General features: G+C 68.7%; 22 protein-coding genes. 20 read left to right on the top strand and 2 right to left on the bottom strand.

What is annotated here, in order from left to right; translation table 11 throughout:
• Window positions 1-2 precede the first annotated feature (2 nt).
• The 13 genes from xerD to JNUCC0626_RS45300 all read left to right on the top strand — a co-directional run bounded on the left by xerD (window position 3) and on the right by JNUCC0626_RS45300 (window position 16,090).
• Entirely contained in the window at window positions 3-878 is an 876-nt protein-coding gene (gene xerD, locus JNUCC0626_RS45240; protein ID WP_430623507.1) for a site-specific tyrosine recombinase XerD, read from the top strand.
• A 24-nt stretch (window positions 879-902) separates the two neighbouring features.
• Entirely contained in the window at window positions 903-1,232 is a 330-nt protein-coding gene (locus JNUCC0626_RS45245; protein ID WP_285644500.1) for an ArsR/SmtB family transcription factor, read from the top strand.
• 101 nt (window positions 1,233-1,333) lie between these two features.
• The gene (locus tag JNUCC0626_RS45250) at window positions 1,334-2,257 is read left to right on the top strand and encodes a ParA family protein (protein ID WP_394616761.1); all 924 of its coding nucleotides are present in this window, start codon (window positions 1,334-1,336) and stop codon (window positions 2,255-2,257) included.
• Window positions 2,254-2,577 (top strand): hypothetical protein, encoded by a 324-nt coding sequence (locus tag JNUCC0626_RS45255; protein ID WP_394616762.1) that lies wholly within the window; start codon window positions 2,254-2,256, stop codon window positions 2,575-2,577. Before JNUCC0626_RS45250 ends, JNUCC0626_RS45255 begins: the two co-directional genes overlap by 4 nt.
• Window positions 2,574-3,410, top strand: a complete 837-nt coding sequence (locus tag JNUCC0626_RS45260) for a segregation and condensation protein A (protein WP_394616763.1) — start codon at window positions 2,574-2,576, stop codon at window positions 3,408-3,410. The genes JNUCC0626_RS45255 and JNUCC0626_RS45260 overlap by 4 nt, the downstream gene beginning before the upstream one ends.
• Window positions 3,407-4,354: an SMC-Scp complex subunit ScpB gene (gene scpB, locus JNUCC0626_RS45265; RefSeq protein ID WP_394616764.1), complete on the top strand. Its 948-nt coding sequence runs from the start codon at window positions 3,407-3,409 to the stop codon at window positions 4,352-4,354. Before JNUCC0626_RS45260 ends, scpB begins: the two co-directional genes overlap by 4 nt.
• Window positions 4,347-5,081, top strand: a complete 735-nt coding sequence (locus tag JNUCC0626_RS45270) for a pseudouridine synthase (protein ID WP_394616765.1) — start codon at window positions 4,347-4,349, stop codon at window positions 5,079-5,081. The genes scpB and JNUCC0626_RS45270 overlap by 8 nt, the downstream gene beginning before the upstream one ends.
• A 170-nt stretch (window positions 5,082-5,251) precedes the next feature.
• Complete coding sequence (locus tag JNUCC0626_RS45275; RefSeq protein WP_394616766.1) at window positions 5,252-7,966, top strand: hypothetical protein; 2,715 nt, start codon at window positions 5,252-5,254, stop codon at window positions 7,964-7,966.
• A 176-nt stretch (window positions 7,967-8,142) separates the two neighbouring features.
• Window positions 8,143-10,857 (top strand): helix-turn-helix domain-containing protein, encoded by a 2,715-nt coding sequence (locus JNUCC0626_RS45280; RefSeq protein ID WP_394616767.1) that lies wholly within the window; start codon window positions 8,143-8,145, stop codon window positions 10,855-10,857.
• Window positions 10,858-10,982: 125 nt separating this feature from the next.
• Entirely contained in the window at window positions 10,983-13,718 is a 2,736-nt protein-coding gene (locus tag JNUCC0626_RS45285; protein WP_394616768.1) for a helix-turn-helix domain-containing protein, read from the top strand.
• Between the two features lie 245 nt (window positions 13,719-13,963).
• Window positions 13,964-14,542, top strand: coding sequence for an ABC transporter permease (locus JNUCC0626_RS45290; protein WP_394616769.1), 579 nt, complete (start codon window positions 13,964-13,966; stop codon window positions 14,540-14,542).
• The gene (locus tag JNUCC0626_RS45295) at window positions 14,539-15,306 is read left to right on the top strand and encodes an ABC transporter permease (RefSeq protein WP_394616770.1); all 768 of its coding nucleotides are present in this window, start codon (window positions 14,539-14,541) and stop codon (window positions 15,304-15,306) included. Before JNUCC0626_RS45290 ends, JNUCC0626_RS45295 begins: the two co-directional genes overlap by 4 nt.
• Window positions 15,290-16,090 carry an ABC transporter ATP-binding protein gene (locus tag JNUCC0626_RS45300; protein WP_394616771.1) on the top strand — a complete coding sequence of 267 codons (801 nt, stop codon included), beginning with the start codon at window positions 15,290-15,292 and terminating at the stop codon, window positions 16,088-16,090. Before JNUCC0626_RS45295 ends, JNUCC0626_RS45300 begins: the two co-directional genes overlap by 17 nt.
• A 177-nt stretch (window positions 16,091-16,267) precedes the next feature.
• Here the strand turns inward: JNUCC0626_RS45300 and JNUCC0626_RS45305 are convergent, their stop codons facing one another.
• Window positions 16,268-16,996 carry an IniB N-terminal domain-containing protein gene (locus tag JNUCC0626_RS45305; protein ID WP_394616772.1) on the bottom strand — a complete coding sequence of 243 codons (729 nt, stop codon included), beginning with the start codon at window positions 16,994-16,996 and terminating at the stop codon, window positions 16,268-16,270.
• Window positions 16,997-17,171: 175 nt separating this feature from the next.
• Complete coding sequence (locus tag JNUCC0626_RS45310; protein WP_394616773.1) at window positions 17,172-18,341, bottom strand: 4-hydroxybenzoate 3-monooxygenase; 1,170 nt, start codon at window positions 18,339-18,341, stop codon at window positions 17,172-17,174.
• 178 nt (window positions 18,342-18,519) lie between these two features.
• Between JNUCC0626_RS45310 and JNUCC0626_RS45315 the strand changes: the two genes are divergently transcribed.
• The 7 genes from JNUCC0626_RS45315 to JNUCC0626_RS45345 all read left to right on the top strand — a co-directional run bounded on the left by JNUCC0626_RS45315 (window position 18,520) and on the right by JNUCC0626_RS45345 (window position 26,087).
• Window positions 18,520-19,536, top strand: coding sequence for an ABC transporter substrate-binding protein (locus JNUCC0626_RS45315; RefSeq protein WP_394616774.1), 1,017 nt, complete (start codon window positions 18,520-18,522; stop codon window positions 19,534-19,536).
• 219 nt (window positions 19,537-19,755) lie between these two features.
• Window positions 19,756-22,542 carry a sensor histidine kinase gene (locus JNUCC0626_RS45320; protein WP_394616775.1) on the top strand — a complete coding sequence of 929 codons (2,787 nt, stop codon included), beginning with the start codon at window positions 19,756-19,758 and terminating at the stop codon, window positions 22,540-22,542.
• Window positions 22,539-22,961, top strand: coding sequence for a roadblock/LC7 domain-containing protein (locus JNUCC0626_RS45325; protein ID WP_065917166.1), 423 nt, complete (start codon window positions 22,539-22,541; stop codon window positions 22,959-22,961). Before JNUCC0626_RS45320 ends, JNUCC0626_RS45325 begins: the two co-directional genes overlap by 4 nt.
• 22 nt (window positions 22,962-22,983) lie before the next feature.
• Complete coding sequence (locus JNUCC0626_RS45330; RefSeq protein WP_394616776.1) at window positions 22,984-23,580, top strand: GTP-binding protein; 597 nt, start codon at window positions 22,984-22,986, stop codon at window positions 23,578-23,580.
• A gap of 141 nt (window positions 23,581-23,721) precedes the next feature.
• Complete coding sequence (locus JNUCC0626_RS45335) at window positions 23,722-24,573, top strand: hypothetical protein (protein WP_394616777.1); 852 nt, start codon at window positions 23,722-23,724, stop codon at window positions 24,571-24,573.
• Complete coding sequence (locus tag JNUCC0626_RS45340) at window positions 24,570-25,289, top strand: hypothetical protein (protein ID WP_394616778.1); 720 nt, start codon at window positions 24,570-24,572, stop codon at window positions 25,287-25,289. The genes JNUCC0626_RS45335 and JNUCC0626_RS45340 overlap by 4 nt, the downstream gene beginning before the upstream one ends.
• A gap of 276 nt (window positions 25,290-25,565) precedes the next feature.
• Complete coding sequence (locus JNUCC0626_RS45345; protein WP_394616779.1) at window positions 25,566-26,087, top strand: snapalysin family zinc-dependent metalloprotease; 522 nt, start codon at window positions 25,566-25,568, stop codon at window positions 26,085-26,087.
• The last annotated feature ends 25 nt before the right edge of the window (window positions 26,088-26,112 follow it).

Raw genomic sequence — 26,112 nt, forward strand, 5'->3', positions numbered from 1 at the left:
AGTTGGTGGCGACCTATCTCGACCACCTCGCCGTGGAGCGTGGCACGGCCCGGAACACCCTCGATTCGTACACTCGCGACCTTCGCCGCTACACCGAGCACCTGGAGTCTCTCGGTGTCACGGATCTGGGCGCGGTGACCGAGATGCAGGTGAGTGAGTTTCTCGCCGTGCTGCGGGAAAGCGGGCTCGCGGCTTCTTCTGCCGCACGGACGTTGGTCGCCGTGCGCGGGTTGCACCGCTTTGCGCACCGTGAAGGTGTTGTGCCCCATGACGTCGCACGGGCCGTGCACCCGCCTTCGCCGCCCAAGCGGCTGCCGAAAGCCTTACCCGTGAATGAGGTTCTCACCCTCCTCGAAACTGTGGGAAACCTCAGGGACAAAGCCCTTCTTGAGCTGCTGTACTCGACAGGAGCCCGAATCTCCGAGGTGGTGGGGCTCGACGTCGACGACATCGACGCGGCCGAGCGCACCGTGCTGCTCGACGGGAAGGGAGGCAAGCAGAGGCTGGTTCCGGTGGGGCGTCCGGCGTTGGCGGCGGTGGACGCGTACCTGGTTCGCGCACGTCCCGCGTTGGCGGCGAAGGGGCGTGGCACACCGGCTTTGTTCCTGAACGCGCGCGGCGGAAGGCTGTCGCGGCAGAGCGCGTGGACGGTGTTGAAGACCGCCGCGGAAGAGGCGGGAATCAGTGCCGCGGTGTCTCCGCACACGTTGCGACATTCGTTCGCCACCCATCTGCTCGAAGGGGGTGCTGACGTTCGGGTGGTGCAAGAACTCCTAGGGCACGCATCCGTTACGACCACTCAGGTGTACACACTGGTAACCGTTACGACTTTGAGGGAGGTCTACGCAACTGCACACCCTCGGGCCACTGGAACATGAGGCTTCCACGGGTACGGTGGGCAGGTGCCGAACTTGGACGAGCCGTCCCCACAGGCCATAGATCTTGCCGCTGTGCTGCACGCTCTGAGCGACCCGACGAGGCTCGCGGTCGTGCGCCAGATCCAGTCGAGCGGCGAACGACTGTGCGGGGCCTTCGAGGTTGACGTGGCGAAGTCGACGCTCTCTCAGCACCTGCGCGTGCTGCGCGAAGCGGGCATCACACGAACACGCTGCCGAGGCAACCAGCGCTGGGTCTCACTGCGTCGCGATGACCTGGATCTTCTCTTCCCGGGGCTGCTGGACGTCGTGCTCTCCGCCGTCGACAGGCGAACACGAACGGATGTCGCGGTCTAACTCAGTCTTGACAAACACCGGCGAGGCGCGTTGCCGCTCGCACGGGTGCGGCCTAGGCTGCGCCCCGAGAGACGACTACGACCAGTGAGGGAACGCCAGCCATGTCGACACCGGAGCACGCTTTCGCGCCCCGTGCCGATCTGAACCTGGCCCCGCACGCCGCGCCGGTGGACGACGTCGCCCACGAGCAGACCGATGGCATCGGGCCGACGGGCAGACCGCGTCGTCACACCCCCGATCCGCCGTCGTTGCTGCACCACGGCCCGGCGAAGATCCTGGCCGTCTGCAACCAGAAGGGCGGCGTCGGCAAGACGACGACGACCATCAACCTGGGCGCGGCGCTGGCCGAGTACGGGCGCCGCGTGCTGCTCGTCGACTTCGACCCGCAGGGCGCGCTCTCGGTGGGCCTCGGCGTGCACCCGCACCAGCTCGAAACCACGATCTACAACGTCATCATGGAGAACGACACCGCCGTTCCGGACGTGATCCGCAAGACCATGATCGACGACATGGACCTGCTGCCGAGCAACATCGACCTGTCGGCGGCCGAGATCCAGCTGGTCTCGGAGGTGGGCCGTGAGCACACGCTCGTGCGCACCCTTCGTCCCGTGATCGACCACTACGATTACGTGCTGGTCGACTGCCAGCCCTCGCTCGGCCTGCTCACGGTGAACGCCCTCGCGGCCGCGGACGGTGTGCTGATCCCGCTGGAGTGCGAGTTCTTCTCGCTGCGCGGGGTGGCGCTGCTCATCGACACCATCGAGAAGGTCAAGGAACGCTTGAACCCCAAGCTCGACATCACCGGCATCCTCGCCACGATGTACGACCCCCGCACCCTGCACTCGCGCGAGGTCATGGCCCGCGTCGTGGAGGCGTTCGGCGACATCGTGTTCGACGCGGTCATCAACCGCACGGTGCGCTTCCCCGAGACCACGGTGGCCGGCGAGCCGATCACCCGCTGGGCCCCGCGTTCCTCCGGCGCCAACGCCTACCGCGCGCTGGCCCGCGAGGTGATCGCCCGGTGAACCGTCGCCCGTCACTGCCGGGCGCGGCGGAACTGTTCAGGCTGACCGCTGCCGCGCCCGCACCAGAGGTCTCCACCTCCGAGGACGCTCCGCAGCAACGCCGTGGCACCGGCCGCACCAAGCACACCACGAAGATCACGGTCTACGTGTCCGACGAGGAACTGCTCGCGCTGGAGACCGCTCGGCTGGCGCTGCGCGGGTCCTACGGCCTGGGCGTCGACCGGGGCCGTGTCGTGCGCGAGGCGATCGCCATCGTGCTGGACGACCTGGAGACGCTCGGTGACGCGTCGTTGCTGGTACGCAGGTTGCGCGAGCAGTGACAGAGGAAGCTCCGGCTGCTGAAGTCGCTCCTCCCGACGATGGCAAGTTCAAGGTCAGGCTCACGAACTTCGAGGGCCCCTTCGACCTGCTCCTGCAACTGATCTCGCAGCACACCCTGGACGTCACCGAGGTCGCCCTGCACCAGGTGACCGACGACTTCATCGCGCACCTCCGCGGCATGGGCGACCAGTGGGACCTCGACGAGACCACCGAGTTCCTGGTCATCGCCGCCACCCTCCTGGACCTCAAAGCGGCGCGCCTGCTCCCCACCGGCGACGTGGAAGACGAAGACGACCTGGCCCTCTTGGAGGCCCGCGACCTCCTCTTCGCCCGCCTCCTCCAGTACCGCGCCTACAAGCAGGTGGCGGCCCTCTTCGCCGAACTCGAACAGGGCGCCTTCCGCCGCTACCCGCGCTCGGTGTCCCTGGAACCGCGCTTCGAGGGCCTGCTCCCCGAGGTGATGCTGGGCGTAACCCCGGACAAGTTCGCCCTGATCGCGGCAGCGGCCTTCCGCCCGAAGCAAAAACGCACCCTCTCGGTGGACCACATCCACCAGCACCGGGTCTCGATCCGCGAAACGGCCGACGAACTCCGCGCCCTCCTCATCGAGAAGGGCACGGCCTCGTTCTCGGAGATCATCGCCGACTGCACCGAGACCATGGAGATCGTGGCGAGGTTCCTGGCCCTGCTGGAGCTGTACCGGGAGAAGTCACTGGCCTTCGAGCAGGAAGACCCCCTGGGCCCGCTGCAGGTGACCTGGGTGGGCGGAACGTTGGAGCAGGCGCAGGCACAAGTGCACGCCGGCGACGAGGATGAGGACTACGGCGGATGAGCGAGCCACTGGTGGGACCGGACGCGGCGGAGATCGAACAGCCGGGCCCGGCCTTCGACGGCGCCCAGCCCGCAGACCCCGAAGCCGCTGGCCAGGAGGCTGACGCCGAGCCGGACGCCGCTCTCGACGACGCCGCGCCCGCCGCCGTCGAGTTGGAAGAACCCGCAGCGGAGCCGGACGTGCCCGCCGCCCCGGAGTCGACCGAGGAGCCAGGCGACGCCGCCCTCGACGACGCCGCCCCCGCCGCCGTGGTGCTGGACGAGCCCGCTGAGGCACCTGAGCCGGAACCCGAGCCCGAGCCCGAACCCGACCCCGCCGACTCCGAAGACGCCGCCACCCTCGAAGCCCAACTCCTGGCCGCAGCCCCGGAAGAAGCCATCGAGGACAGCGGTCTCCCCGACCTCACCGACGACGCCACCTTCGAGGCCGCCCTCGAATCGGTGCTGCTGGTGGTCGACAGCCCGATCGCCGAGGACCAGCTCAGCAGCGCCCTCGAACAGCCGGTCAAACGCGTCAAGCAGGCACTCCGTACACTGGCGAGTCGGTACACCGAGTCCGGCAGCGGTATTGATCTGCGCAGGGCGGGGGACGGCTGGCGGTTCTACACGCGGGACCGGTTCGCCCCGTTCGTGGAGAAGCTGTTGCTCGACGGCCAGCGCGCGAAACTCACCCGCGCTGCCCTGGAGACGCTCGCGGTGATCGCCTACCGGCAGCCCGTCACGCGGGCGCGGATCGCGGCGGTTCGGGGCGTCAACGTGGACGGTGTGATCCGCACTCTGGTCGCCAGGGGGCTCATCGAGGAGACGGGCACCGACAGCGACACTGGTGGGATCCTGTACCGCACGACCGAACTGTTCCTGGAGCGGTTGGGGCTGTCGTCACTGCGCGACCTGCCGCCGATCGCTCCGCTCCTGCCCGAAGTGGATGCGATCGACGATGTCTGAGAACGAGGGCGTGCGCCTGCAGAAGGTGCTCGCGCAGGCGGGGATCGCCTCGCGCCGTGCTTCGGAGGAGCTGATCGACCAGGGGCGGGTGCAGGTCGACGGCAAGGTCGTGAAGGAGCAGGGGCGGCGGATCGACCCCGAGACCGCGGTGGTGCACGTCGACGGGGTGCGGGTGCAGATCCGCGAGGACGTCGTGACGATCGCGCTCAACAAGCCGTACGGCATGTTGTCCACGATGGAGGACGACCTCGGCCGGCCCTGCGTGGGTGACCTGGTGCGCAACCGCAAGGAGCGGCTGTTCCACGTCGGTCGGCTGGATGCCGAGACCGAGGGGCTGTTGCTGCTCACGAACGATGGCGAGCTCGCGCACCGGTTGATGCACCCGAGCTACAACGTCAAGAAGACGTACCTCGCCGAGGTTCCGGGGCCGGTGGAGAAGGGCCTCAACAAGAAGCTCAAGGCGGGCATCGAACTGGAGGACGGGCCGGTCAAGGTCGACTCCTTCAAGCTCATCAGCGCGGTGCCGGGCAAGGCGCTCGTCGAGATCGTGTTGCACGAAGGTCGCAAGCACATCGTGCGCCGCCTCATGGAGACGGCCGGGTACCCGGTGCAGTCGTTGGTGCGGGTGGCGGTCGGTGACGTGTCGCTCGGCAACCAGCGTCCCGGCTCGATGCGGGTGCTGAACCGCCAGGAGGTCGGCGGGCTGTACAAGCTCGTCGGCATGTGATCAGAATCTGAACTCCCGCTCGCCCCTCCGGCCCCCAGAGCCGGAGGGGCGGCCTGCGGTGAACCCCCGTTCACCTTGCGACGGAAACGCTACGGCGACGACGTTGTAAGGGGTCGGAAGTGCGGATTGAACAACAACGTGTAGACAAGCGGTCTCTGGGGGAGACCGACATGCCACGTGCTGAAAGCCCGTTGACCGGCGAGGACACCGAACTCGGCCGGTTCGCGAAAGACCTGCGGAAGCTGCGCCAGAACGCGGGCACACCGTCCTATCGAGAGCTCGCTTCACGCGCGCATTACTCGGCCGCGACGCTCTCGGACGCCGCCGGCGGCAAGAAGCTGCCGAGTCTCGCGGTCACGCTCGCCTACGTGAAGGCCTGCGGGGGCGACGAGGCAGCGTGGGAACAGCGGTGGCGTGCCATCGCCGCCCCGCCGGAGCCGACGAAGGACGCGCCGTACGTCGGCCTCAAGGCGTTCCAGAAAGAGGACGCGGCGAGGTTCCACGGCCGCGAGAAGCTCACCGCGAAGCTCCGGGAACTCGTCAGCACCCGCCCGTTCGTCGGGGTCTTCGGCGCGAGCGGCTCGGGCAAGTCGTCGCTCCTCCGGGCAGGCCTGCTCCCGAACCTCGGCAACGCGCTGATCTTCACCCCGGGCCCGCAGCCGAAGGACGAGTGCGCGGTCCGGCTGGCCCAGCTCACCGGGCACTCCGCCGTGACCCTGCGCGCCGAACTCGACGACCCCAGGGCGCTGAACCTCATCGTCAAGCAGCACGACGAACACCTCGTCCTGGTCGTCGACCAGTTCGAGGAGGTCTTCACGCTGGCGAGCCCCGAGCAACGCGACTGGTTCATCGACGCCCTCACCCAGGCCCCGCACGTGGTCATCGGCGTCCGCGCCGACTTCTACGGCCACCTCGGCCGCCATCCCGAACTCGTCGAGGCCCTCGACGGCGCGCAGGTCCTGGTCGGACCGCTCACCACCGAGGAACTCCGCCGCGCCATCACCGAACCCGCCCAGCACGTCGGCGCCACCGTCGAGTCCGCCCTGGTCACGAGGCTCGTCGCGGACGTCGCGGGCCAACCCGCCGCCCTCCCGCTCGTGCAGCACGCACTCGTAGAAACCTGGCACCGCCGCCGCGGCATGACGCTCTCGCTCGTCGGCTACGAGGAGGCGGGCGGCGTCGAACACGCCCTCGCCCGCACGGCAGAGGCCGTCTACGAGGAGCTGAACGAAGACCAGCGCGACGCCACCAGGAAGACCTTCCTGCGGCTGATCGCCCTCGGCGAGGGCACCGAGGACACCAAGCGGCGGGCGAACCGCGAGGACCTCGACGCCGACGTCCTCGAACGCCTCGCCACCGCCCGCCTGGTCACCCTCACCGAGCAGCACGCCGAACTCAGCCACGAGGCGCTCATCAGGTCGTGGCCGAGGCTGCGCGACTGGATCGCCGAGGACCGCGAGACCCTGCGCGTGCACCACCGCCTCACCGAGGCCGCCAGGACCTGGGACGGCGACCGCGACGCCCTCTACCAGGGCGCCCGGCTCGCGCAGGCCGCCGAACTCGGTCCGCAGGACCTGACCGAGGACGAACGGGAGTTCCTCGAGCAGAGCCAGGCCGAAGGCCGCCGCAAGAACAGACGAGCCCGCGCGTTCACCGCCGTCCTCGCGGTCCTGGTGCTGCTGCTGGCCGGCACGGTCGTGTTCGCGATGCGCAAGGCGGACGAGGCGCAGGACCAGCGCGACCTCGCCGTCGCGGGCAACGCCGCCGCAGAGGCGCGCTGGCTCGCCAGGCTGCCGTCGGACAACGGGCAGGCCGTGCGCCTCGCCCTCGCCGTGCACCGGGTTGCGCCCAGCGACGCGAGCCGCGACCTGCTGCTCGGCGCCGACGCCGAGCAGTTCCAGCGGAGCTTCCAGCCCGGCAACCGCCGGATCACCGCCAAGGCCAACGGCGGCACGCTCTTCCTGGCCGACGACCACGAGACGTCCGCCCCGGTGCTCTGGGACGTCGAGAGGGACAGATTCGTCGGCTCACTGCCGAACGTCCCGACCGTGATCAGCGATGACGACCGGCGCGCGGTGGTTCCCGAGACCGACACCAGGTCCGGCCTGTACGACATCGCTCCCACCGGCGAGGTGACCCGGCTCGCGGACCTCCCGATGCACCACAGCTCCTCGGTCGTCACGAGGAACGGCGTCGACGTCATCGCCGGTCTGGTGGGCGACGGCGACGAGACGACACCGAGGGTCTGGGTGCACGACGGATCCGGCACCGTCCGGGAGATCGCTCTGCCCGGTGACGGGTGGGCGTTCTCCGTGCGGTTCTCCCCGAACGGCGACGTGCTCGCGGTCGAACGGGGCAACGGCGCGGGGGTGCAGCTCTGGCGGTTCGACGGCACCGCGCTGCACCGCGTGGGAGGGTTCGAGTCCCGGGTCGGCACGGCGGGGCCGCGGTTCAGCCCGGACGGCCGCCTGCTGCTGATGGTCACGCCCACCAGCGCGTCGACCTCCGTGTGGGACGTCTCCGATCCGGCGAACCCGGTGCACCGGGCAACCCTTCCGCAGCTGTTCGCCAACACCATGAGCCCGATGATCCAGTTCTCACCGGACGGCAGCCAGGTCGCGCTCGGCACGGCGAGGACCGTGGACGTCTGGGACCTGGCGCGCCACGACGGCCCCCGCAAGCTCGCGGCGTTCGACAACTTCACCGCGGACGTCAAGGCCGTGTTCTGGCGGCAGGGGTTCGCGGTGCTGGCGGACACCACCATCTGGCAGCTCCGCCTCGACCCCGAACAGGTCGCGCGGGACCTCTGCCTCGGCGGCGCCGAGCTGTCCGACAAGGAGTGGACGCGGTACTTCCCGGGGATCGACCGCGTGCCCGTGTGCTGAGTTCGTGAGCCGTGGGTGGCGCGTGCGCGGGCCACCCACGGCCACCTCCGGCGCCGGTTCGGGGCGCGAGCACCGGGTCTTCCCCGCTCAAAGGTGTCTGCCCACGACGTTAGGGCGAACGGGTTGTTCACGGTCATGTGTTGGCCGCTGAACAAAGTTCTCTGAACAATGACGGGATGCCGAGACGGGAACGCCCTCTCGACGAGGGCGAGAGCGGTCTCCTGCGGTTCGCGGCGGATCTGCGCCGGCTGCGGGAGCGCGCGGGCAGCCCCACCTACCGGGAACTGTCCCGGCGGGCGCACTACTCGGCGGCGGCGTTGTCGGAGGCGGCGGGCGGGCGGAAGTTGCCGAGCCTCGCGGTGACGAAGGCGTACGCGAAGGCCTGCGACGCCGATCCGGAGGAGTGGGCACGGCGGTGGCGCGCCGTCGTCGAGTCGGAACCCCATGCGGCGAACGACAGTCCTTATGTCGGGCTCGCGATGTTCCAGCCCGATGACGCACCGAAGTTCTTCGGACGCGAGCGGTCGACGGCCGAGCTGCTCGCCACGAGGAACCGGTTCACCGGCGTCTTCGGGCCGTCCGGGGTGGGGAAGTCGTCGTTGCTGCGGGCCGGGTTGATCGCCCGCACCCGCGAACCCGTGCTGCTGTTCACGCCCGGCGCGAACCCCGCCGAGGAGTGCGCGCTCGCCCTCGCCCGGCTCACCGGCCAGGAGGCCGCGGACCTCGCCGGCGACCTCGAAGATCCGTTGCGGCTCGACGAACATCACCCACACCTCGTCGTCGTGGACCAGTTCGAGGAGCTCTTCACGTTGTGCCACAACGAAGAACTCCGGCAGTGGCTGATCACCGCACTCCTCAACTGCACGAGGGTCGTCATCGGGGTGCGCGCCGACTTCTACGGCCACTGCGCGCGGTACCCCGACCTCGTCGAGGCGCTGAAAGGCGCGCACCTCCTGCTCGGCCCGATGACCCCGGACGAACTGCGCCTCGCCATCACCGAACCCGCCGCGGCCGTCGGCGCCAAGGTGGAAACCGCCCTGCTGGCCAGGCTCATGGCCGACGCGGTGGGCCAGGCGGCCGTGCTCCCGCTGCTGTCGCACGCTCTCGCGCAGACCTGGCAGCATCGGCGCGGCATGACGCTGACGCTCGCGGGCTACGAGGAGGTCGGCGGCCTCGACCACGCCGTCGCCCGCACCGCGCAGGAGGTCTTCGACGCGCTCTCCCCGCGGGGACGGGAGCAGGCCAAGCGGATCCTGCTCCGGCTCGTCACCGCCGAGGACACCAAACGCCGGGCGCGGCACGACGAACTCGAAGCCGACGACGACGTGCTGCTCGCCCTCGCGGCGGCCCGGCTCGTCGTGATCGACCGCGACGGCGTCGAACTCGCGCACGAGGCGTTGATCCGCGGCTGGCCCGAGTTCCAGGGCTGGGTCGAGCAGGAACGCGAGCACATCAAGGCACAGCGCGAGATCACGGACGCCACCCGCACCTGGGAGTCGCTCGACCGCGACGCCGGCGCGTTGCTGAGGGGACGCCGCCTGGCGAACGTCCCGGACGGACTGTCCCTCAACGCCGCCGAACGCGCGTTCCTCGCGGCGAGCAGAGCGGCGGAAGAAGAGGTGTCGGTGGGCGCGCGACGACGCACCCGCCGGCAACGCCAGCTGCTCGCCGCGCTCGCGGCCCTCGTGGTCGTCGCCGCCAGTTCGACGGTGTTCGCCTTGCAGGCCAAGAGAACCGCCGACGAGCAACGTGCCACCGCCGTCGTGCTCAGAGCGGTGGGGGAGGCGAACGCGCTCAGGTCCACCAACCCCTCGCTGGCCCAGCAGGTCGCCCTCGCCGCGCACCGGCTCGTGCCGTTGCCCCAGGCGCGCAACGGACTCAGACAGGAGGACGTGCCGTCCCAGGTGCTCAGGGAAGCCCAGACCGAGGTCACCGCGCTCGTCGTCGGCCCCACCCAGCAGCAGGTCGTCACCGGGCACCGCGACGGCACGGTCGTGCTGACGACGCTGAACGACCTGCCGTCGCCGCGCACCTCGCTGGACGCGACCCGGCACACCGGCGCCGTCACCACGCTCGCGATGGACCCGGCGGGCGGTTTCGTGGCGTCCGCCGGCGAGGACGGCACCGTCCACGTCGTCGACGTGTCGCTGGGCAGGCCGCGCGAACTGACCGTGCTGCCCGTTCGTGCCAAGGCGATCGCCTGGCAGGGCACGACCCTCGTCACGACCGACGACGACGGCGCGCTGAGCTTCTGGACCGACCTGCGGCTGCAACGCCCGCGCCTCGTCAGCACGGCCCAGCTCGGCCTCGGCCCGCTGGCCGGTCTGTCGTTCCGCGCCGACGGCCACGTCCTCGCCGCCGTCACCACCGGGCGCGCCGTGCACCTGGTCGACGTCACCGACCCGAGCGACGTCAAGCTCCTGTCGCTGACCAGGGAGTTCGCCGGCAGCGCCCAGTTCGCGGGCCAGCACGACCTGATGACCACGGCGAGCGCGGCCGTGCACCTCTGGGACACGACCGACCCGCGCAACCCGGTCCGGCGCGCCGAGATCCCCTCCGGCGGTGGCGAGGTCACGGCCGCCTGGCTGGGCGCGGGCCGGGTCGCGGTGGCCACCGACGACGGCCTCGTGCGGCTCTGGCAGGCCGACGGCGGCGAACCGGTCGAGCAGGCCCTGCTGCGCGGCCACGCCGGACCGGTCACCGCGGTCGGCCTGACGCCCCGCGGTGACGAGGTCGTGACGGGCGGTGCGGACCGGGCCGTGCGGCTGTGGAACGCCGACCCGCGCGACCCCGCCACCCGCATCTGCGAACAGGCCTACCCCCGGATGACCCGCGCCGAGTGGGACAGGTTCTTCGACGGCCTCGACTTCACGCCTCCGTGCCCTGACTGAACGCCCCAGAACGCCCTGCACCGTCCAGGTGGAACGATCACGAAGCGCAGATCCGGGTGGTGAGCGATTAGCGGCCCGTTAGACGACGGGCGAACCTCTGGTGGACAATCCGGCCAGGAGGCGGCATGCCACGAGGGGAACGACCGCTCGGCCCGGAGGACACCGCGTTGCTGCGGTTCGCCGGTGACCTGCGGCGACTGCGGGACCAGGCAGGCAAACCGAGCTATCGGGAGCTGGCGCGGCGGGCGAACTACTCGCCGACCGCGCTGTCCGACGCGGCCGGCGGGCGCAAGCTGCCCTCGCTCGCCCTGACGCTGGCGTTCGTACGCGCCTGCGAGGCCGATGCCACGCCGTGGACCCGGCGCTGGCGTGAACTCGCCGCCGAACACGCACAGCCGTTGCAGCCTAACGCTCCGTATCCCGGCATCGAGCCGTTCACCGAGCACGACGAGAAGCGGTTCTTCGGCCGTGAGTGCCTCGTCGAGCAGGTCGTCGAATCGGTCAAGCTCAAGCCCCACACCGTCGTGCTCGGCCCCTCCGGCTCCGGCCGCACCTCCCTGCTGCGCGCGGGCCTGGTGCCGGCGCTCGACGACGCCGTGGTGATCACGCCCGGCGACGACCCGCTGCACGACCTCGCCGAGGCGCTCGCCGAGTTCTTCGAGAACACCACGGCGGACGGACTCGCCGAGGAGTTCCGCGCGGACCCCGACCACCTGCGGTTGCGGCTGCGCCAGCACCGCCCCGGGCTCGTGCTGCTGATCGACGACGCCGAGCGCGTGCTCGACGCGGAGGACTTCCTGAAGGCCGTCACCGGCTGTCCCCACGTCGTGCTCGCGATCCGCGCCGACCACCAGCAGCGCTGGCAGGCCACGGGCATCGAGGCGACCGAGATCGTCATCGAACCCATGAGCGCGGACCAGCTCCGCCGCGCCATCACCGAACCCGCCGCCAAGATCGGCGCCACCGTCGAGACCGCCGTCATCGCGCACCTGGTCGCCGACGCCGCGAACCAGCACGCGCTGCCGCTGGTGCAGCAGGCGCTCGTCGAGACGTGGCGGCGCAAGCGCGGCATGACGCTGTCGTTCGCGGGCTTCGAGGAGTCCGGCGGCATCGAACACGTCGTCGCGCGCGCCGCCGAGACGTTCTACGAAGGCCTCGACGAAGAGGACCAGCGCGCCGTTCGCCAGCTCCTGCTGAGACTGGTCTCGGTGCGGCGCAACGGACTCGCGCAACGTGGCACCCGCAGACCCGACCTCGACGCGAGCCTGCTCGACCGGCTCGCGAAGGCCAGGCTGGTCACCCTCACCGAGGACGGCGCCGAGCTCACCCACGACGCCGCGCTGCGCTGGCAACGCCTCGCCGGGTGGATCGACGAGGAACGCGAGAACCTCAAGACCCACCAGCAACTCGTCACCGCCATCGAGCTCTGGGAGGCGAGCGATCGCGACCCGCTGGCGCTCTACCGGGGCGTGCGGCTGCGCAAGGCCAAGGAGCTCGGCGAGTTCCTGACGGTGCGGGAACGCCGGTTCGTCGACATGAGCACCAAACGCGAGACGCGCCGCTCCACGGCGTTGATCGCGGTGATGGCCGTGCTGCTCGCACTGGTCCCCGGCACCGTCGTCTACGCGCTCGCGAACGAACGCAAGATCACCGAGATGAACGCGACCGCGCTCGGCGGCAAGGCCCTGTCGCAGTCGGAGGCGCTGCTGGAGCAACGCCGCCCGTACGCGGACAAGTACGCGCTTGTCGGTTACGAGGTCAGCCCGTCCCCTGAGGCCGAGAAGGTGCTGCGGCTCGCGAACGCCCTCGCGCGCGGCATCCCGTTCACCGGCACGCCCAAGGACGACGCGGACGTCCTGGTCGGCCCGCGCGGTGACATGGCCGCCGTGACCGACCAGGACGGCACCGACCGGATGTGGTCGATCGACGAGGACAGGGCGACGCCGGGCAAGCGGTTCGCCGACCGCCACCGGGTCGTGAAGCTCGCCGAACGCCGTGCCGTCACGCGCGACTTCAACGGCGACGAGCACCTGTGGGCCGTCAACGACGTGGGCGACATCAGCTACCTCACCGCGCTGCCCCGGCGGTTCCGCACGCTCGACCTCAGCCCGGACGGCTCCCGCCTGGTCGGCAAGGTCGGCGAGGCCGTCGAGATCGGGCTGCCGACGCCGGACGAGTCCGAGCACGCCGAGCTCTACGACCTGAGCGACCCGAGCCATCCCCGCAAGCTGCCGATGCCGGTGCGCAACCCGGAGACCGTGGCGCTCAGCCAGGACGGCCGCGAGCTCGCGACGAGCACGTGGGACCCGGCCGCCGGCGTCACGACGATCGAGTTCTGGCGCATCGGCGGCACCGTCGAGTCCGCGGGCCCGGTGCTGTCGCAGCACGTCTACGTCCGCGGCATCACCTACAGCGGGGACGGCCGCTGGCTCGCCGTCGAGCACTCGGCGCCGGAGTCGATCGTCGAGGTGTGGCAACGGGTGCCGAGCGGCACGCCCGTGCTGCGCGCACGGCTCGACACGGCGTTGCGCGCGGGAGCACGTGTGTCGTTCTCCGACGACGGTCGAGTGGCGGTCGTGCGCGACAACGTCTTCGAGGTCCAGCAGCTCTACACGACCGACCGCCCGGCGGATCGCCTCGTGTACGTGGTCGGGCACGGCAACTCGATGCGCGCGGTGTACCGGCCGCAGAACCGCGACTTCCTGGTGCGCAGCGGTGGACAGGATCCGGAACTGCTGCCGTACGACCTCGACACCACCCGGATCATCGACCGGATGTGCCACGCGAAGGACGGCGCTCGGCTGACGGACTCCGAATGGGTGAAGAGCTTCGGCGAAGTGGAGCGCGTGGAAGTCTGCTGAACCGCCGCCTGTGCACGAAACAACGCGCAGTTGTATGGGCACGCATTGTGAACTGGAGATCCACTCTCTAGGGTGACCGAGTGCGTGCGTTCACAAGGGGACTCATCGGCATAGCCGGGTTCCTCGCGCTCTGGGAACTTCTGGGGCGCTCTCCCCTCATCCCCGCTCACGCGCTCCCGCCACCGTCCGCAGTGATCGGTGAGCTCGTGACGCAATTGACCTCTCCCGAATTCATCAGTCATGTCGTGGCAACGGTTTTGGCGGTGCTGATCGCGATCGGGATCGCCATCGCCATCGCGGTGCCGAGTGGACTCGTTCTCGGCAGCGTTCCCGCCGTCCGGCACGCGACCCGTGCCGTGATCGAGTTCCTGCGTCCGATTCCTTCTGTGGCACTGATTCCGCTCGCCATCGTGGTGCTGGGCTTCGGCCCGGAAACGAAGATCACGCTCGCGGTCTACGCCGCGCTGTGGCCGATCTTGTTCAACACCATCTACGCGCTCGACGAACTCGACCCGCTGCTCGTCGAGACGTCCAGGGTGTTCGGCACCGGACGCGTCGGCGTGCTGTTCCGCGTCGCGCTGCCGAGCGCGTTGCCGTTCGTCCTCACCGGAATCAGGCTCGCCGCGACCACCGCTCTGATCGTCATGGTCAGCGTGGAACTCATGGCAGGCGCGGACATCGGACTCGGCTACTTCATCATGGAGGCCCGCAGCGGACCGGGCCGGATGGACCAGGTGCTGGTCGGCACCGTGGTCGCGGGCGCGATCGGCGTCCTGCTGAACAGCGGCCTCGAGCAAGTCCGCCGGCGTTGGGTGGCCTGGTGAACAAGTTCCTTCAACGGTGGACCGTGTTCGCCGGCCTGATCGTCGTGTGGCAGGTCCTCGGCATGTGGGCCGAAGACCCGTTCTTCCCGCCGCCGTCCGAGATCGTGGTCGCGGCCTGGGAGTGGTGGGTCCTCGAACCCGAGAACGTCACCGAGCACATCCTGCCGTCGATCGGCAGGCTGCTGTCGGGGTGGGCGATCGCGTCGGTCGTCGGCATCGCGCTCGGCCTGATGCTCGGCCGGTCGGACCGGGCGATGGAGTACGCGGGCCCGTTGCTCGTGTTCCTCCGCTCGATCCCCCCGCCCGCGCTCGTGCCGGTGTTCCTGTTGCTGTTCAAGGCGGGTACATCGATGCAGCTCGCCACGATCATCTTCGGCGTCATCTGGCCGGTGCTGCTCAACAGCGTCGACGGAGCCCGTTCCGTCGACGTGACCAAAGTGGACACTTCGGCCGTCTTCCGGATCCCGCGCTACCAGTGGGTTCTCGGAGTCGTTCTCCCCGCGGCCTCCCCGAAGATCTTCGCGGGCCTGCGGGTGTCGTTGTCGCTCTCCCTGGTGCTGATGGTCATCTCCGAGCTCGTGGGCACGGACAACGGCATCGGTTCGCAACTCATGACGGCACAGCGCGAGTTCGACTACACGCGCATGTGGGCCGGGATCGTCCTGCTGGGCGTCCTCGGCTACGGACTCAACACCGTGCTGCTTGCGGTGGAACGCAGGGCTTTGGCATGGCAACCGAGGAGCAGGGATGAGCAACATGCTTGAGGTGGCCGACCTAGGCCACACCTACGGCGACTACGAGGCCATCGGCGGCCTCACGTTCACGGTGAAGGCGGGCGAGCTGGTCTGCGTGGTCGGACCGTCCGGCTGCGGCAAGTCCACCTTGCTGCGCACGATCTCGGGACTCATCAAGCCGTCCCGCGGCGACGTGACCCTGAACGGCTCCCACCTCGCGGTGGTGTTCCAGGACTACTCGCGCTCCCTGTTCCCGTGGCTCACGGTGCAGGGCAACGTCGAGTTCCCGCTGCGCAAGCTCCCCCGCGCCGAACGCCGCAAGCGCGCGGCCGAGGCACTGGACTGGGTGGGCCTGTCCGGCGCGACCAAGAAGCGCCCGTGGCAGCTTTCCGGTGGCATGCAACAGCGTGTGGCGATCGCACGTGCCCTGGCCTACCGGCCGGCGCTGTTGCTGATGGACGAGCCGTTCGCGTCCGTGGACGCGCAGACCCGGTTCGAACTGGAGGACCTGTTGCTCCGCGTGCGCCGCGAACACGACACGACCGTCCTCGTCGTCACGCACGACATCGACGAGTCCGTGTACCTGGGCGACCGCATCCTGGTCCTGTCCAACTCGCCCGCGCGGCTGGTGGCGAACCTGGAGGTGCCGCTGCCGGCGGAACGCGACCAGGTCACCACGCGCACCGACGAGACGTTCGTGGAGCTGCGGTCGAAGGTGGCCCGGCTGCTGAACGTCGGCGGCAAGCCCGCGATGGACGTCGACAAGTGGGCGGCGGCGGAGCGCGAGTCTCTGAGCGAGACCGTCTCGTCCTGACAGAAGTCTGAAAGCTTTACGCACTCGTAAAAAACACTGAGCCCCTGACCGTCGCGGTCAGGGGCTCAGTGCGTTTCTCAGCGCCGACTGGAGGCTGTCAGCACCGTTGTGGGGAGACGGACGCCCCTTGCCCGGGGGCAGACTCAGAGCGTCCGTACGAGGTCCCCTGAGGCGGTTCTAGAGGTGCAGGTCGAGGTCGTTGCCGTTGCCGATGCCACCGTCGAGCACGTCGATGTCGCCGAGCTTGATGTCGCCGACGACCTGGCCGAGGTCGGTGTGCACGTCGCCGACCTGAGCGACGTCCTGGACCACGTTGCCCGCGAGGTTGCCGGTGACGTCGCCGGCGATGTCACCGGTGAGGTTGTCGGTCACGTCGAAGACGTCCTTGACGTCGACGTCGGCCGAGCCGAGCACGTCCTTGACCAGCACGTCGGAGTCGACGACGTCCTTCACGAGCAGGTCGGTGTCGAGGTCGCCGACCACGTGGGACACGTCGGCGACGTCCTTGACGTCCACCACGTCGGTGACCTTGGTGACGACGTCGTTGCCGGCCACGACGTCGGTGACGCCGCCCAGGCCGTCGAGGTCCGTGACCAGCGCGGTGATGCCGGAGACGCCCGCGACGTCGGTGATGTGCGTGACGCCCTCGATGTTGCCGGTGAGGAGCTTGAGGCTGTCGACGGCGGTGAGGTCACCGGCCTCGACCAGGACCTTGTCGATGGCGTCGATCTTCACGACGGACGCGCTGTCGAGCACCAGGGGCAGGATCTCCTGCACGTCGACCGGGGAGATGTCACCCAGGCCGGCCGCCTCCAGGGCGCCTTCCGGGTCGAGTTGGAACGCCTCGCGGGCGTCCAGGTCGCCGAGCAGGTTGAGAGTGAAGTCGTGCAGCGTCTGGGTGCCCATGGAAACTCAAGCTCCTGTAGGTGGATCGGGGGATGTCGTGATGAACCGTATGGATGAACGACATCCCCCGGCATCGGGAGTTGGCCCCAAACCGTGACGCTGCGATGTCCCTAAGGGGTTGCTCTCACTCGTTAGGGGACCCGGGATTTCACCCCAGAGGGTCGAATTTTCACCCTCATGGACCTACGTAGTTCTCCGCGAAGGTCGCGCGGTAGGCGGGGGACTCGGCCAGGTGCTCCAGCCTCGCCTGGGCCAACCGTCCGAAGAACGGAGAGCTCACATCCGTGTGGATCATGTTCACCATCCACTGCGAGAACTCCTGGGCCCGCCAGACCCGGTGGAGGCAGTCCTCCGAGTAGGTCTTCAGCCCGGTCTCGGATCCGGTGGCGTAGAAGTCGATAAGCGCACGTCCGAACGTTGCGGCGTCGTTCATGGCGAGGTTCATGCCCTTGGCGCCGACCGGGGTGATGATGTGTGCTGCGTCACCCAACAGGTACAGCCGGCCGTACGACATCGGCTCGACCACGTGGCTGCGCATGTCCAGCACGCGCTTCTCGATGATCTTTCCTTCGTTCAGCGCCCAGGTCGAGTTGTGCAGTGCGAAGCGTTTGTGGAGCGCTTCCCAGACCTGTTCGTCGGACCAATCCGAAGCTTTGGTTCCGACCGGCACCTGAAGGTAGAAGCGGGACACCGAAGGCGACCGCAACATATGGCCGGCGAATCCATCTTCGTGCAATGCGTAAATGATGGCTTTAGTCGACGGAGGGGCTTCCGCGAGAATGGCGAGCCACTCGATCCCGTGCTGGTGGGTAAATTCTGAGAGCGCTCCCATAGGAATGGACGGACGGCTCACGCCGTGGAAGCCGTCGCACCCCGCCACGAAGTCGCTCGTGATGGTTTCGCGGGTGCCGTCCGCGCTGGTGAAGGCCACCGTGGGGGACGACGAGGTCAGGTCTCCCAACTCGACGTCGCTGACCTCGAACCGGATGTCACCTCCTCGCGCCAAAAATCCCCCGATGAGGTCCTTGACCACTTCCTGCTGGGGGTAGACGTAGTGTTCACGTCCCCCATACAGGTCGCTGTAGGACACCTGGAAGGACTGGCCGTTGACGCGGAATTCACACGTTCCGTGACGGTCTGCTTCCATCAGCAAACGATCTGCCAGACCGAGTGACTCCAACATGGTCACGGAGCGGTGCTCCAGGACTCCCGCGCGTGGTCGGGTTTCCACATGGGTGCGACTAGCTTTTTCGAGCACAACGCAGTCGATACCTGACTGCTGGATCAGGTTTGCCAAGGTCAGACCGGCCGGCCCTGCGCCGACAACGGTCACGGGACGCTTCACTTGGGGTTCTCCTAGCCCTAGACCTGCTGTGCTTAGATGCTCACCGCAGGTAGTGGACTGGAACCTGCTCGTGTCGGTCAACTGGGGTCTTTTGGAGCAGCATCATTACTCTGAGTGGTTGACCGGCGCGGCCTATTCCCCGCAACGACGACACCGCTCCGACAGGAGAGTGCTCCCGATGACTCGAAGAGTCCGCCGCATCACCATCCGTGGCATCGCCCTCGCCACGCTGCTCGCCACCGTGGCGAGCTGTGGTGCTCTGGGCGGCAAAGAGCAGGCGCCCGCGTCCGACGCGAACAGCGGCGGTCCGGTCGAGAAGGCCAAGATCACCCTCGGTGTTCTGCCGATCCTCGACGTGGCGTCCGTTCACGTGGCGATCAAGCAGGGCTTCTTCAAGGCCGAAGGCCTCGAGGTCGACCTGAAGGTCATCCAGGGTGGCGCCGCGGCCATCCCCGGCCTGGTCAACAAGGAGCTGGACTTCACGTTCGGCAACTGGGTCTCGTTCTTCGCCGCCCAGGCGAAGGACACCGCCAAGGCGGTCGACGGAATCAAGCTCATCTCCGACGGCTACCAGGCGAAACCCGACATGTTCCTGATCTTGGCGAACGGTGATTCGGCGATCAAGGCCCCTGCCGACCTCGCCGGCAAGACCATCGCCATCAACACGTTCAAGAACATCGCGGAGCTCACCGCGAAGGCCACGCTCGAAGCCGCGAACGTGGACGTGAGCACGGTCAAGTTCAAGGAGATGCCGTTCCCGGACATGCAGGCGGCACTGCAGAACAAGACCGTTGACGCGGCCTTCATGGTCGAGCCGTTCATCACCCGCGCGCAGCGGGCGGCCGGTCAGATCAAGGTGCTGGACGCGGCGTCCGGCCCGACCGACAACATCCCGATCGCGGGTTACGCCACCTCTGGTGCCTTCGCGAAGGAGAACCCCAAGACCGTCGCCGCCTTCCAGCGCGCGATGGCCAAGGGCCAGGCCGCTGCGACCGACCGTCCCACGGTCGAGCCGCTGCTCGTCGAGTACGCCAAGGTCGACAAGGAAACCGCAGGTCTTGTCCACTTCGGTGCGTTCCCGACGACGCTCGACGCGACGCGCCTGCAGCGCGTCGTCCAGCTGATGCAGCGGTACCAGATGCTGGACAAGGAGCTCGACGTCAAGCCGATGCTCATCCAGCCCTCCGGTAGTTGACGAACCGCGCGGGTGACTGTGATCAGGCCGTGATCACGGTCACCCGCGCGATCGTTTCCTCCATACGATTTATCGCGCGAGGGCCGTTTAGCCGCGCAGTCCAAAGTTGTTGATTCTCGAACCAGCGTTTTGTCGTCCGAACGGCGGTATGAGAACAGCGCGTTTTACTCCAAGATCCACCAGGTTTGCTGCTATTAAACGGGGCGGGGAGTGTTGACGGTGCGCGGTCGTGAGGACCAGCGAGGCATCGACCGGTTTCGCCTACGCAACTGGCGGCTGCGGAGCAAGCTCGCAGTGGTGTTGCTAGTTCCGGCCCTGAGCACCGCGACTCTCGCGGGCCTGAGGCTGAACACCCAGCTCGACGACGTCGAACTCTTCGGCAACGTCCAGCGCGAGCTCGCCGTGAGCCACCAGGCCGCGAAGGTGGAGAACGCTCTACAGGTCGAACGTGACTGGGCAGTGCAGTGTGTGGCCGCGGGCAGGCAGAACGCGTGTCCCGAGCACGCCGCCCGGACGGGCCTCACCGATGTTGAACTCGGCAAGTACCGAGACGCGGGCGCGACGGCTTCGGCCTTGAGCGCGCCCCTGCAGGACACGTTCACGAAGTCGCTCCAGTCCCTCGACGGACTGGCGAGCTTGCGCGTGACGTTGCTGACCACGAAGTACCCCGACGTCGCGGTGATCAGTGCGTACAACCAGATCATCGCTTCGTTGACCACGGTGCACCGTGCCGCGATCTCCTCGCTCAGCGAGCCGGAGATCGTTCCGCTGGTGTCCGCGGCGCAGGCCCTCTACAGCGCGCAGGAGCAGCTGGGCCAGCAGAACGCGATCCTGACGTCCACCGCGCTGCGCCGGAGCTTCGCTCCCGGTGCCGCCGACGAGCTGCGTGCCGCGCAGTCCCGTCTGGACGCCGCGTTCGGCGAGTTCAACGACGCGGCGTCGGCGGAGAACAGGCAGCGGTTCCAGGACACCGTGTCCGGTTCGTCCGTGGACGGTCGCAACCGGTTGGTGCGGCTCGCGCTCGCGCAGGACTTCGAGCGCGAGGACGTCACGATCACCGACGCCGAGGTCCTGAAGATCGGCCAGGACACCGCGAACCTCGTTCGCGAGGTCGCGGCCGACCTGGAGAACCAGGCCGACGCGACGACCACGCGGTTGCAGTCGACCGCGCGTTCGGACGCGTGGCGTGACGCGGCACTGGTCGCGATCTCGCTGCTGATCGCGTTCGGTCTCATGGCGATGGTCGCGCAGTCCATGCTCCGGCCGCTGCGCGTTCTTCGCCGCAGCGCGCTCGACGTGGCGCGCAACCAGCTGCCCGAGGCCATCAAGCGAATCCGTTCGCACCGCGAGCCGGAGCGTGCCGCCGAAGAGGCGATCGTCCCGGTGCCGATCAACACGACCGAAGAGGTCGGGCAGGTCGCGCGGGCGTTCGACCTCGTGCAACGCGAAGCGGTCCGCCTCGCCGTCGAGCAGGTGGCACTGCGCGCGAACGTCAACGACATGTTCATCAACCTGTCGCGGCGCTCGCAGGCGTTGGTGGAACGCCAGATCAGCGTGATCGACCGGCTGGAGCAGGACGAGCAGGACCCCGACCACCTCGCGTCGCTGTTCGAGCTCGACCACCTCGCGACGCAGATGCGCCGCAACAGCGAGAACCTGCTGGTGCTCTCGGGCACCACGGTCAACCGCCGCGTCACCCGCCCGGTCGCCATCGCCGAGGTCCTCGGCGCCGCGGTGTCCGAGGTCGAGAAGTACGCGCGCGTGCAGATCGCGCCGACGCCGGAGCTCATGGTGCAGGGCCGCGTGGTCAACGACCTCGCGCACCTCGTCGCCGAGCTGCTGGACAACGCGACCGCGTTCTCCAAGCCCAGCACCAAGGTGACGGTGCGGACGATAGAGACCCGCAAGGGCGAAGTCGCGATCCGCATCCACGACCGCGGTGTCGGCATGCAGGAGCACGAGGTCGTCGAGTTCAACGCGAAGCTCGCCGAGCCGCCGGAGGTCGACGTCTCGGTGGCCCGCGAGATGGGCCTGTACGTGGTCGGCCAGCTCGCGAAGCGCCACGAGATCCGCGTGACGCTCGCGAACAACGACGACATAGAGGGTGGCGTCACCGCACAGGTGATTCTCCCGATCTCGTTGCTGCACAAGGGACCCGCACCGGCACTGCCGTTGCCGGCCGCCCCGCAGCAGGCCGCGATCGAGTCCACCAGCACGGGCGAGGCGCTGTCCGGTGTTCCGAAGTGGACTCCGGAGCAGCCGGCGCTCATGCCGTCGCCCGCCGCAGCGGACGACAACTCCGGCCGTCACCGCATCGAGCAGACGTCCACGGACGGCCTGTTCACCGCGCGGATCGAGGCGACCGAGGACGCGGCGGAGGACGGCTACACCTACGAGCCGCCCGTGCAGCGTCCCGCCGACCCGGCCACGGAGATCTTCCCGGCCATCGTCGACGAGCCCGAGATCTCGCACGACGACCTGTCGAGGTGGTTCCAGACCCCCTCGGCGCCGGAACCCTCCACAAGGGACGTACCGTCAGCGGAGCCGGTGCGCGCCCAGCAGAACGAGCAGCACGAGCACGACGAGCACGACGCGGAACCCTCCACCGTGAACGGCCTGCCCAAGCGGCAGCGTTCGCCGGAGACCGTGAAGATCGAGGCACCAACGGCGGTGCCGCGTGCGGTCGCCGACTTCAACTCCGACTGGGGAGCCGCGGACGAAGGCTGGAAGGCCGCGGGCGCACTCGACAAGAGCGCACCTGCCCAGACGACGGAGAACGGTCTGCCCAAGCGCGTCCCCCAGGCGCGGCTGGTCCCCGGATCGTTGCCGAAGCCGTCATCCCCGGCACCGCAGCTAGCCACCGCCGCCGCAATCCCCGGCCGTTCGGCCGACCGGTTGCGCGCACGGTTCGCCACGTATCAGAAGGGCGTCCAGATGGGCCGTGAGTCGCTCTTCGACTCCGCCGTCGGAGGCATCCCCGTGATCGCAGAAAGGGAACGCCAGTGACCACCGCGACTGAGGAACTGGACAACTTCAGCTGGCTGGTCGAGGACTTCGTCAGCAGGGTGGCCGGTGTCGCGCACGCGATCGTCGTCTCCGCCGACGGCCTGTTGCTCGCAACGTCGGAACGGCTGCCGCACGACCGGGCCGAGCAGCTCGCCGCCGTCTCGTCCGGTCTGGTCTCGCTGAACCTCGGCGCGGCCCGCTGCTTCGAGGCGGGTGAGGTCAAACAGACCGTCGTCGAGATGGAACGCGGCTATCTTTTCCTGATGTCCATCAGCGACGGGTCGTGCCTGGCCGTCCTCGCCGCACCCAACTGCGACATCGGGCTCATCGGTTACGCGATGACCCGCCTGGTGGAGAGGGTCGGCCTCCAGCTCACGCCGGAGATCCGCGCCCAGCTGCACGTTTCCATGCGAGCCTGAGTTCGAGTAGAGAGAAGTTCCCATGAGCAACGGTGCTCCGGGTCGTCCGGGGTCACCTGGGGTCGACCTGAACGTGGTGTCGTCGAAGATCGTCGTCGCGGGCGGGTTCGGTGTGGGCAAGACGACGTTCGTGGGGTCGGTCTCCGAGATCACCCCGCTGACGACCGAAGCCGTGATGACCCAGGCCTCGGTCGGCGTCGACGACCTGTCCCACGTGCCGGACAAGGTGACCACCACGGTGGCCATGGACTTCGGTCGCGTGTCGCTGGACAAGGACCTGATCCTGTACCTGTTCGGCACGCCCGGTCAGCACCGGTTCTGGTTCATGTGGGACGACCTGGTCCGCGGCGCCATCGGCGCCGTGGTCATGGTCGACACCCGCCGCATCGACGAGGCGTTCGCGCCCATCGACTTCTTCGAGGACCGCGATCTGCCGTACGTGATCGCGGTGAACTGCTTCGACGGCCTGATGCACCACCGGGCGGAGGAGATCAGGGACGCCCTGACCATCTCCGCGTCGGTGCCGATCATCCCGTGCGACGCGCGGAACCGGCAGTCGACCAAGCAGATCCTCATCGCGTTGGTGGAACACGCGCTGCGGCAGCCGTCGTTCGCCTGAGACCGCACTCCCGCGGAAAGAAGGCCGGTGTCCAGGGGACGCCGGCCTTTTCGCGTTGCGCCGTAACTCTTCCGCCGAACTCGGCGATTCCCCCTCGGAGTCGTCGGAACCGGGAGGGGCGCGCGTCACGTGGGACAGCGGATGGAGAGTTTCACCAAGAACCCGTGGTTCCTGCTCGGTGGCGGAGTCGTCGCGGCGCTGGCGCTGGTGGCCGCGATCACCGGCCCGTTGCCGGACCTTACCGAGGACAAGACCTCGGTGACGAGCCTGATCGCCGAACCGACGGGCAGCCCGATGAGCGACTGGGCGTTGCCGTTCGACGTGCCGCTCGACCTGATGCCGCGGTCGGCCAGCGGGTACTGCGAGCCGGAGACGATCGAGTGGCTGCGGCGCAACGGCACGGAAGCCACGCCGTACCACGGGATCTCCGTCCGCAGCGCGGCCGAGGGTGGCGCGATGCTGTCGATCAGCAACCTGCGGGCGGTGGACGTCGAGCGGCTCGACCCGAAGCCGGTGATCCACTTCCAGTGCCCCAGCGCCGGCAACGCGGAGACCGCCGTCCTCGGGCTGCGGCTCGACCGGGACCGCAAGGCGGTGGAACTCGTCGACGGGTCTGTGGACGACACCCGTCCGTTCGCGTTCAACCTGGAGCCCGGCGAGACGGGGAACCTCGAACTCCGACTGGACAACGAGGACGGCTACTCCTACACGGGCCGGATCGTCGCGGACGTCACCGTGGGCAAGGACAAGAAGACCGTGTCGCTGCCACTCAGTGGTGACCACGCCGAGAAGTTCGACTGGGTGAGCCCCGGCAAGTACGCGCGTCTGATCGTGCAACCCGGTCGCACCAAGGACATCCAGTTCACGTGCGAGATCTACGCTCCGGGGTTCTCCCGGTGGAGGCCTGTCGCCACCAGCGAGTTCACTGACGTCTTCGACTGCTCGCACGACCGGGTGCGGGCGCTCCTGACAGAGATCGGCGGATCGTCGTGAAGTGGGCGTGGGCGGTCGTCATCACCCTGGTCGTGCTGGCCGGTGGGATCTTCGTCTTCCGCGTCGTGACCGCGTCGAACACGCCGGACACCGGCGTGCAGACCGTCACGAGCACACCAGCGCCGACGACCACGACGTCGGAGGCTCTGGAGTTCGCGGACCCGAGTCCGGACCAGGCCACCGAGGTCGTGACCGTGGTGGCCGTGGACGGCTCCGGCAACCCCGCGACCGGCTATCGGGTCGAAGACGGCGGCGAGGTGGAGAACTGCCTGCAGTCGCCCGCCGGGACCGACGCCGGGGTCGTCTCCTGCTCACCGACCGCGGAGAGCGCGGACGTCTGCTGGGTGACGCCCGCACCACTGGTGCTCCTCTGCGGCACGAACCCGTGGGAGAAGTCGTTGCGGAGGCTGACGACCACCCAGCCCGCGCGGGGCGAGTCCGGTCAGAAGGCCCAGCCGTGGGGGCTGGAGCTGGCGGACGGTGCGAAGTGTCGGCGCCGCAACGGGGGTTCGTGGCCGGGGCGGGCGGACGGGCTGGTGGGGGCGTACTCCTGCGACCGCGAGGGCGAGTTCGTGCTCGCCGGGGACGGTCCGCTGCCGAACCGGACGAGGTCCGCGTGGACGGTCGTGGTCGGCGGGCTCGGCGCGAACGACGAGAATTTCCCTCCCCCTGTCGAAATGCGCGTGGTCAAGGCGTACTTCGCCGCTTCGCGCTGACGCGGGCGTTGCGCCGACCGGTCCATCAGAACCAGTCGCGTGTGAACAGTTATTCGCCCGTTCGGCGGCGGCCTGTTCGGGGTGGACAGGGGCCCCGGAACCCGGTGGTAGGGCACGTTTTCCCTTGCCACACGCGGGTTCGGGACCTTCCGGCGCGACCTCACCTACGAAGTCTCTTGACCGTGTCAGCCGGGCTTCACACTTGACTCTTCTTGTGCGCCAACACCTCGGCGATACAGTCGGTGAGCAATCACCCTGCATTGCGAGGAGATTCCTGTGTCCCTGCGGAAAACAATCGGTGTGGCGGCCAGCGTGGCCGCCCTCTCGGTCGGCCTCATCGGTACCGCTGAAGCCGCGCCCCGCACGCTGTACTACAACTCCGCCGGCGCCGCCGAGTTCCAGGCCGCCGTCGACTCGGGTGCCAACGTGTGGAACACGCAGCTCCCGAACACCGTCAAGCTGGTGAAGCGGAACAGCGGTTCCGTCAACATCACCATCGTCGCGGACAACGGGTGGCCGCGTGCCCAGACGACCAGCCTCGGCAACGGGCGGGTCTGGATGGGGCGGCAGGCCGTCAACGAGGGCCACAACACGGTCCGGATCGCCGCGCACGAGCTCGGCCACATCCTCGGGCTGCCGGACCGCCGGACGGGCCTGTGCACCGACCTGATGTCCGGTGCGAGCGCCGGCACGTCGTGCACGAACCCCAACCCGAACGCCGCCGAGAAGGCTCAGGTCGTGCGGAACTTCGGTGGACGGGTGACCGTCCAGGCCACCACGTTCGAGGACGCGGCCTAAAGCACGTCCGAGCGGTCGTGGTCTC

It is taken from the genome of Lentzea sp. JNUCC 0626 (assembly GCF_043632865.1).
Taxonomy (GTDB): domain Bacteria; phylum Actinomycetota; class Actinomycetes; order Mycobacteriales; family Pseudonocardiaceae; genus Lentzea.

Bases quoted from the DNA above. Each gene is read 5' to 3' on its own strand.
- JNUCC0626_RS45300 (WP_394616771.1), top strand. From the start codon at position 15,290: ATGAGCAACATGCTTGAGGTGGCCGACCTAGGCCACACCTACGGCGAC.
- JNUCC0626_RS45275 (WP_394616766.1), top strand. From the start codon at position 5,252: ATGCCACGTGCTGAAAGCCCGTTGACCGGCGAGGACACCGAACTCGGC.
- JNUCC0626_RS45250 (WP_394616761.1), top strand. From the start codon at position 1,334: ATGTCGACACCGGAGCACGCTTTCGCGCCCCGTGCCGATCTGAACCTG.
- JNUCC0626_RS45315 (WP_394616774.1), top strand. From the start codon at position 18,520: ATGACTCGAAGAGTCCGCCGCATCACCATCCGTGGCATCGCCCTCGCC.
- JNUCC0626_RS45270 (WP_394616765.1), top strand. From the start codon at position 4,347: ATGTCTGAGAACGAGGGCGTGCGCCTGCAGAAGGTGCTCGCGCAGGCG.
- scpB (WP_394616764.1), top strand. From the start codon at position 3,407: ATGAGCGAGCCACTGGTGGGACCGGACGCGGCGGAGATCGAACAGCCG.
- JNUCC0626_RS45335 (WP_394616777.1), top strand. From the start codon at position 23,722: ATGGAGAGTTTCACCAAGAACCCGTGGTTCCTGCTCGGTGGCGGAGTC.
- JNUCC0626_RS45305 (WP_394616772.1), bottom strand. From the start codon at position 16,996: ATGGGCACCCAGACGCTGCACGACTTCACTCTCAACCTGCTCGGCGAC.
- JNUCC0626_RS45280 (WP_394616767.1), top strand. From the start codon at position 8,143: ATGCCGAGACGGGAACGCCCTCTCGACGAGGGCGAGAGCGGTCTCCTG.
- JNUCC0626_RS45330 (WP_394616776.1), top strand. From the start codon at position 22,984: ATGAGCAACGGTGCTCCGGGTCGTCCGGGGTCACCTGGGGTCGACCTG.
- JNUCC0626_RS45285 (WP_394616768.1), top strand. From the start codon at position 10,983: ATGCCACGAGGGGAACGACCGCTCGGCCCGGAGGACACCGCGTTGCTG.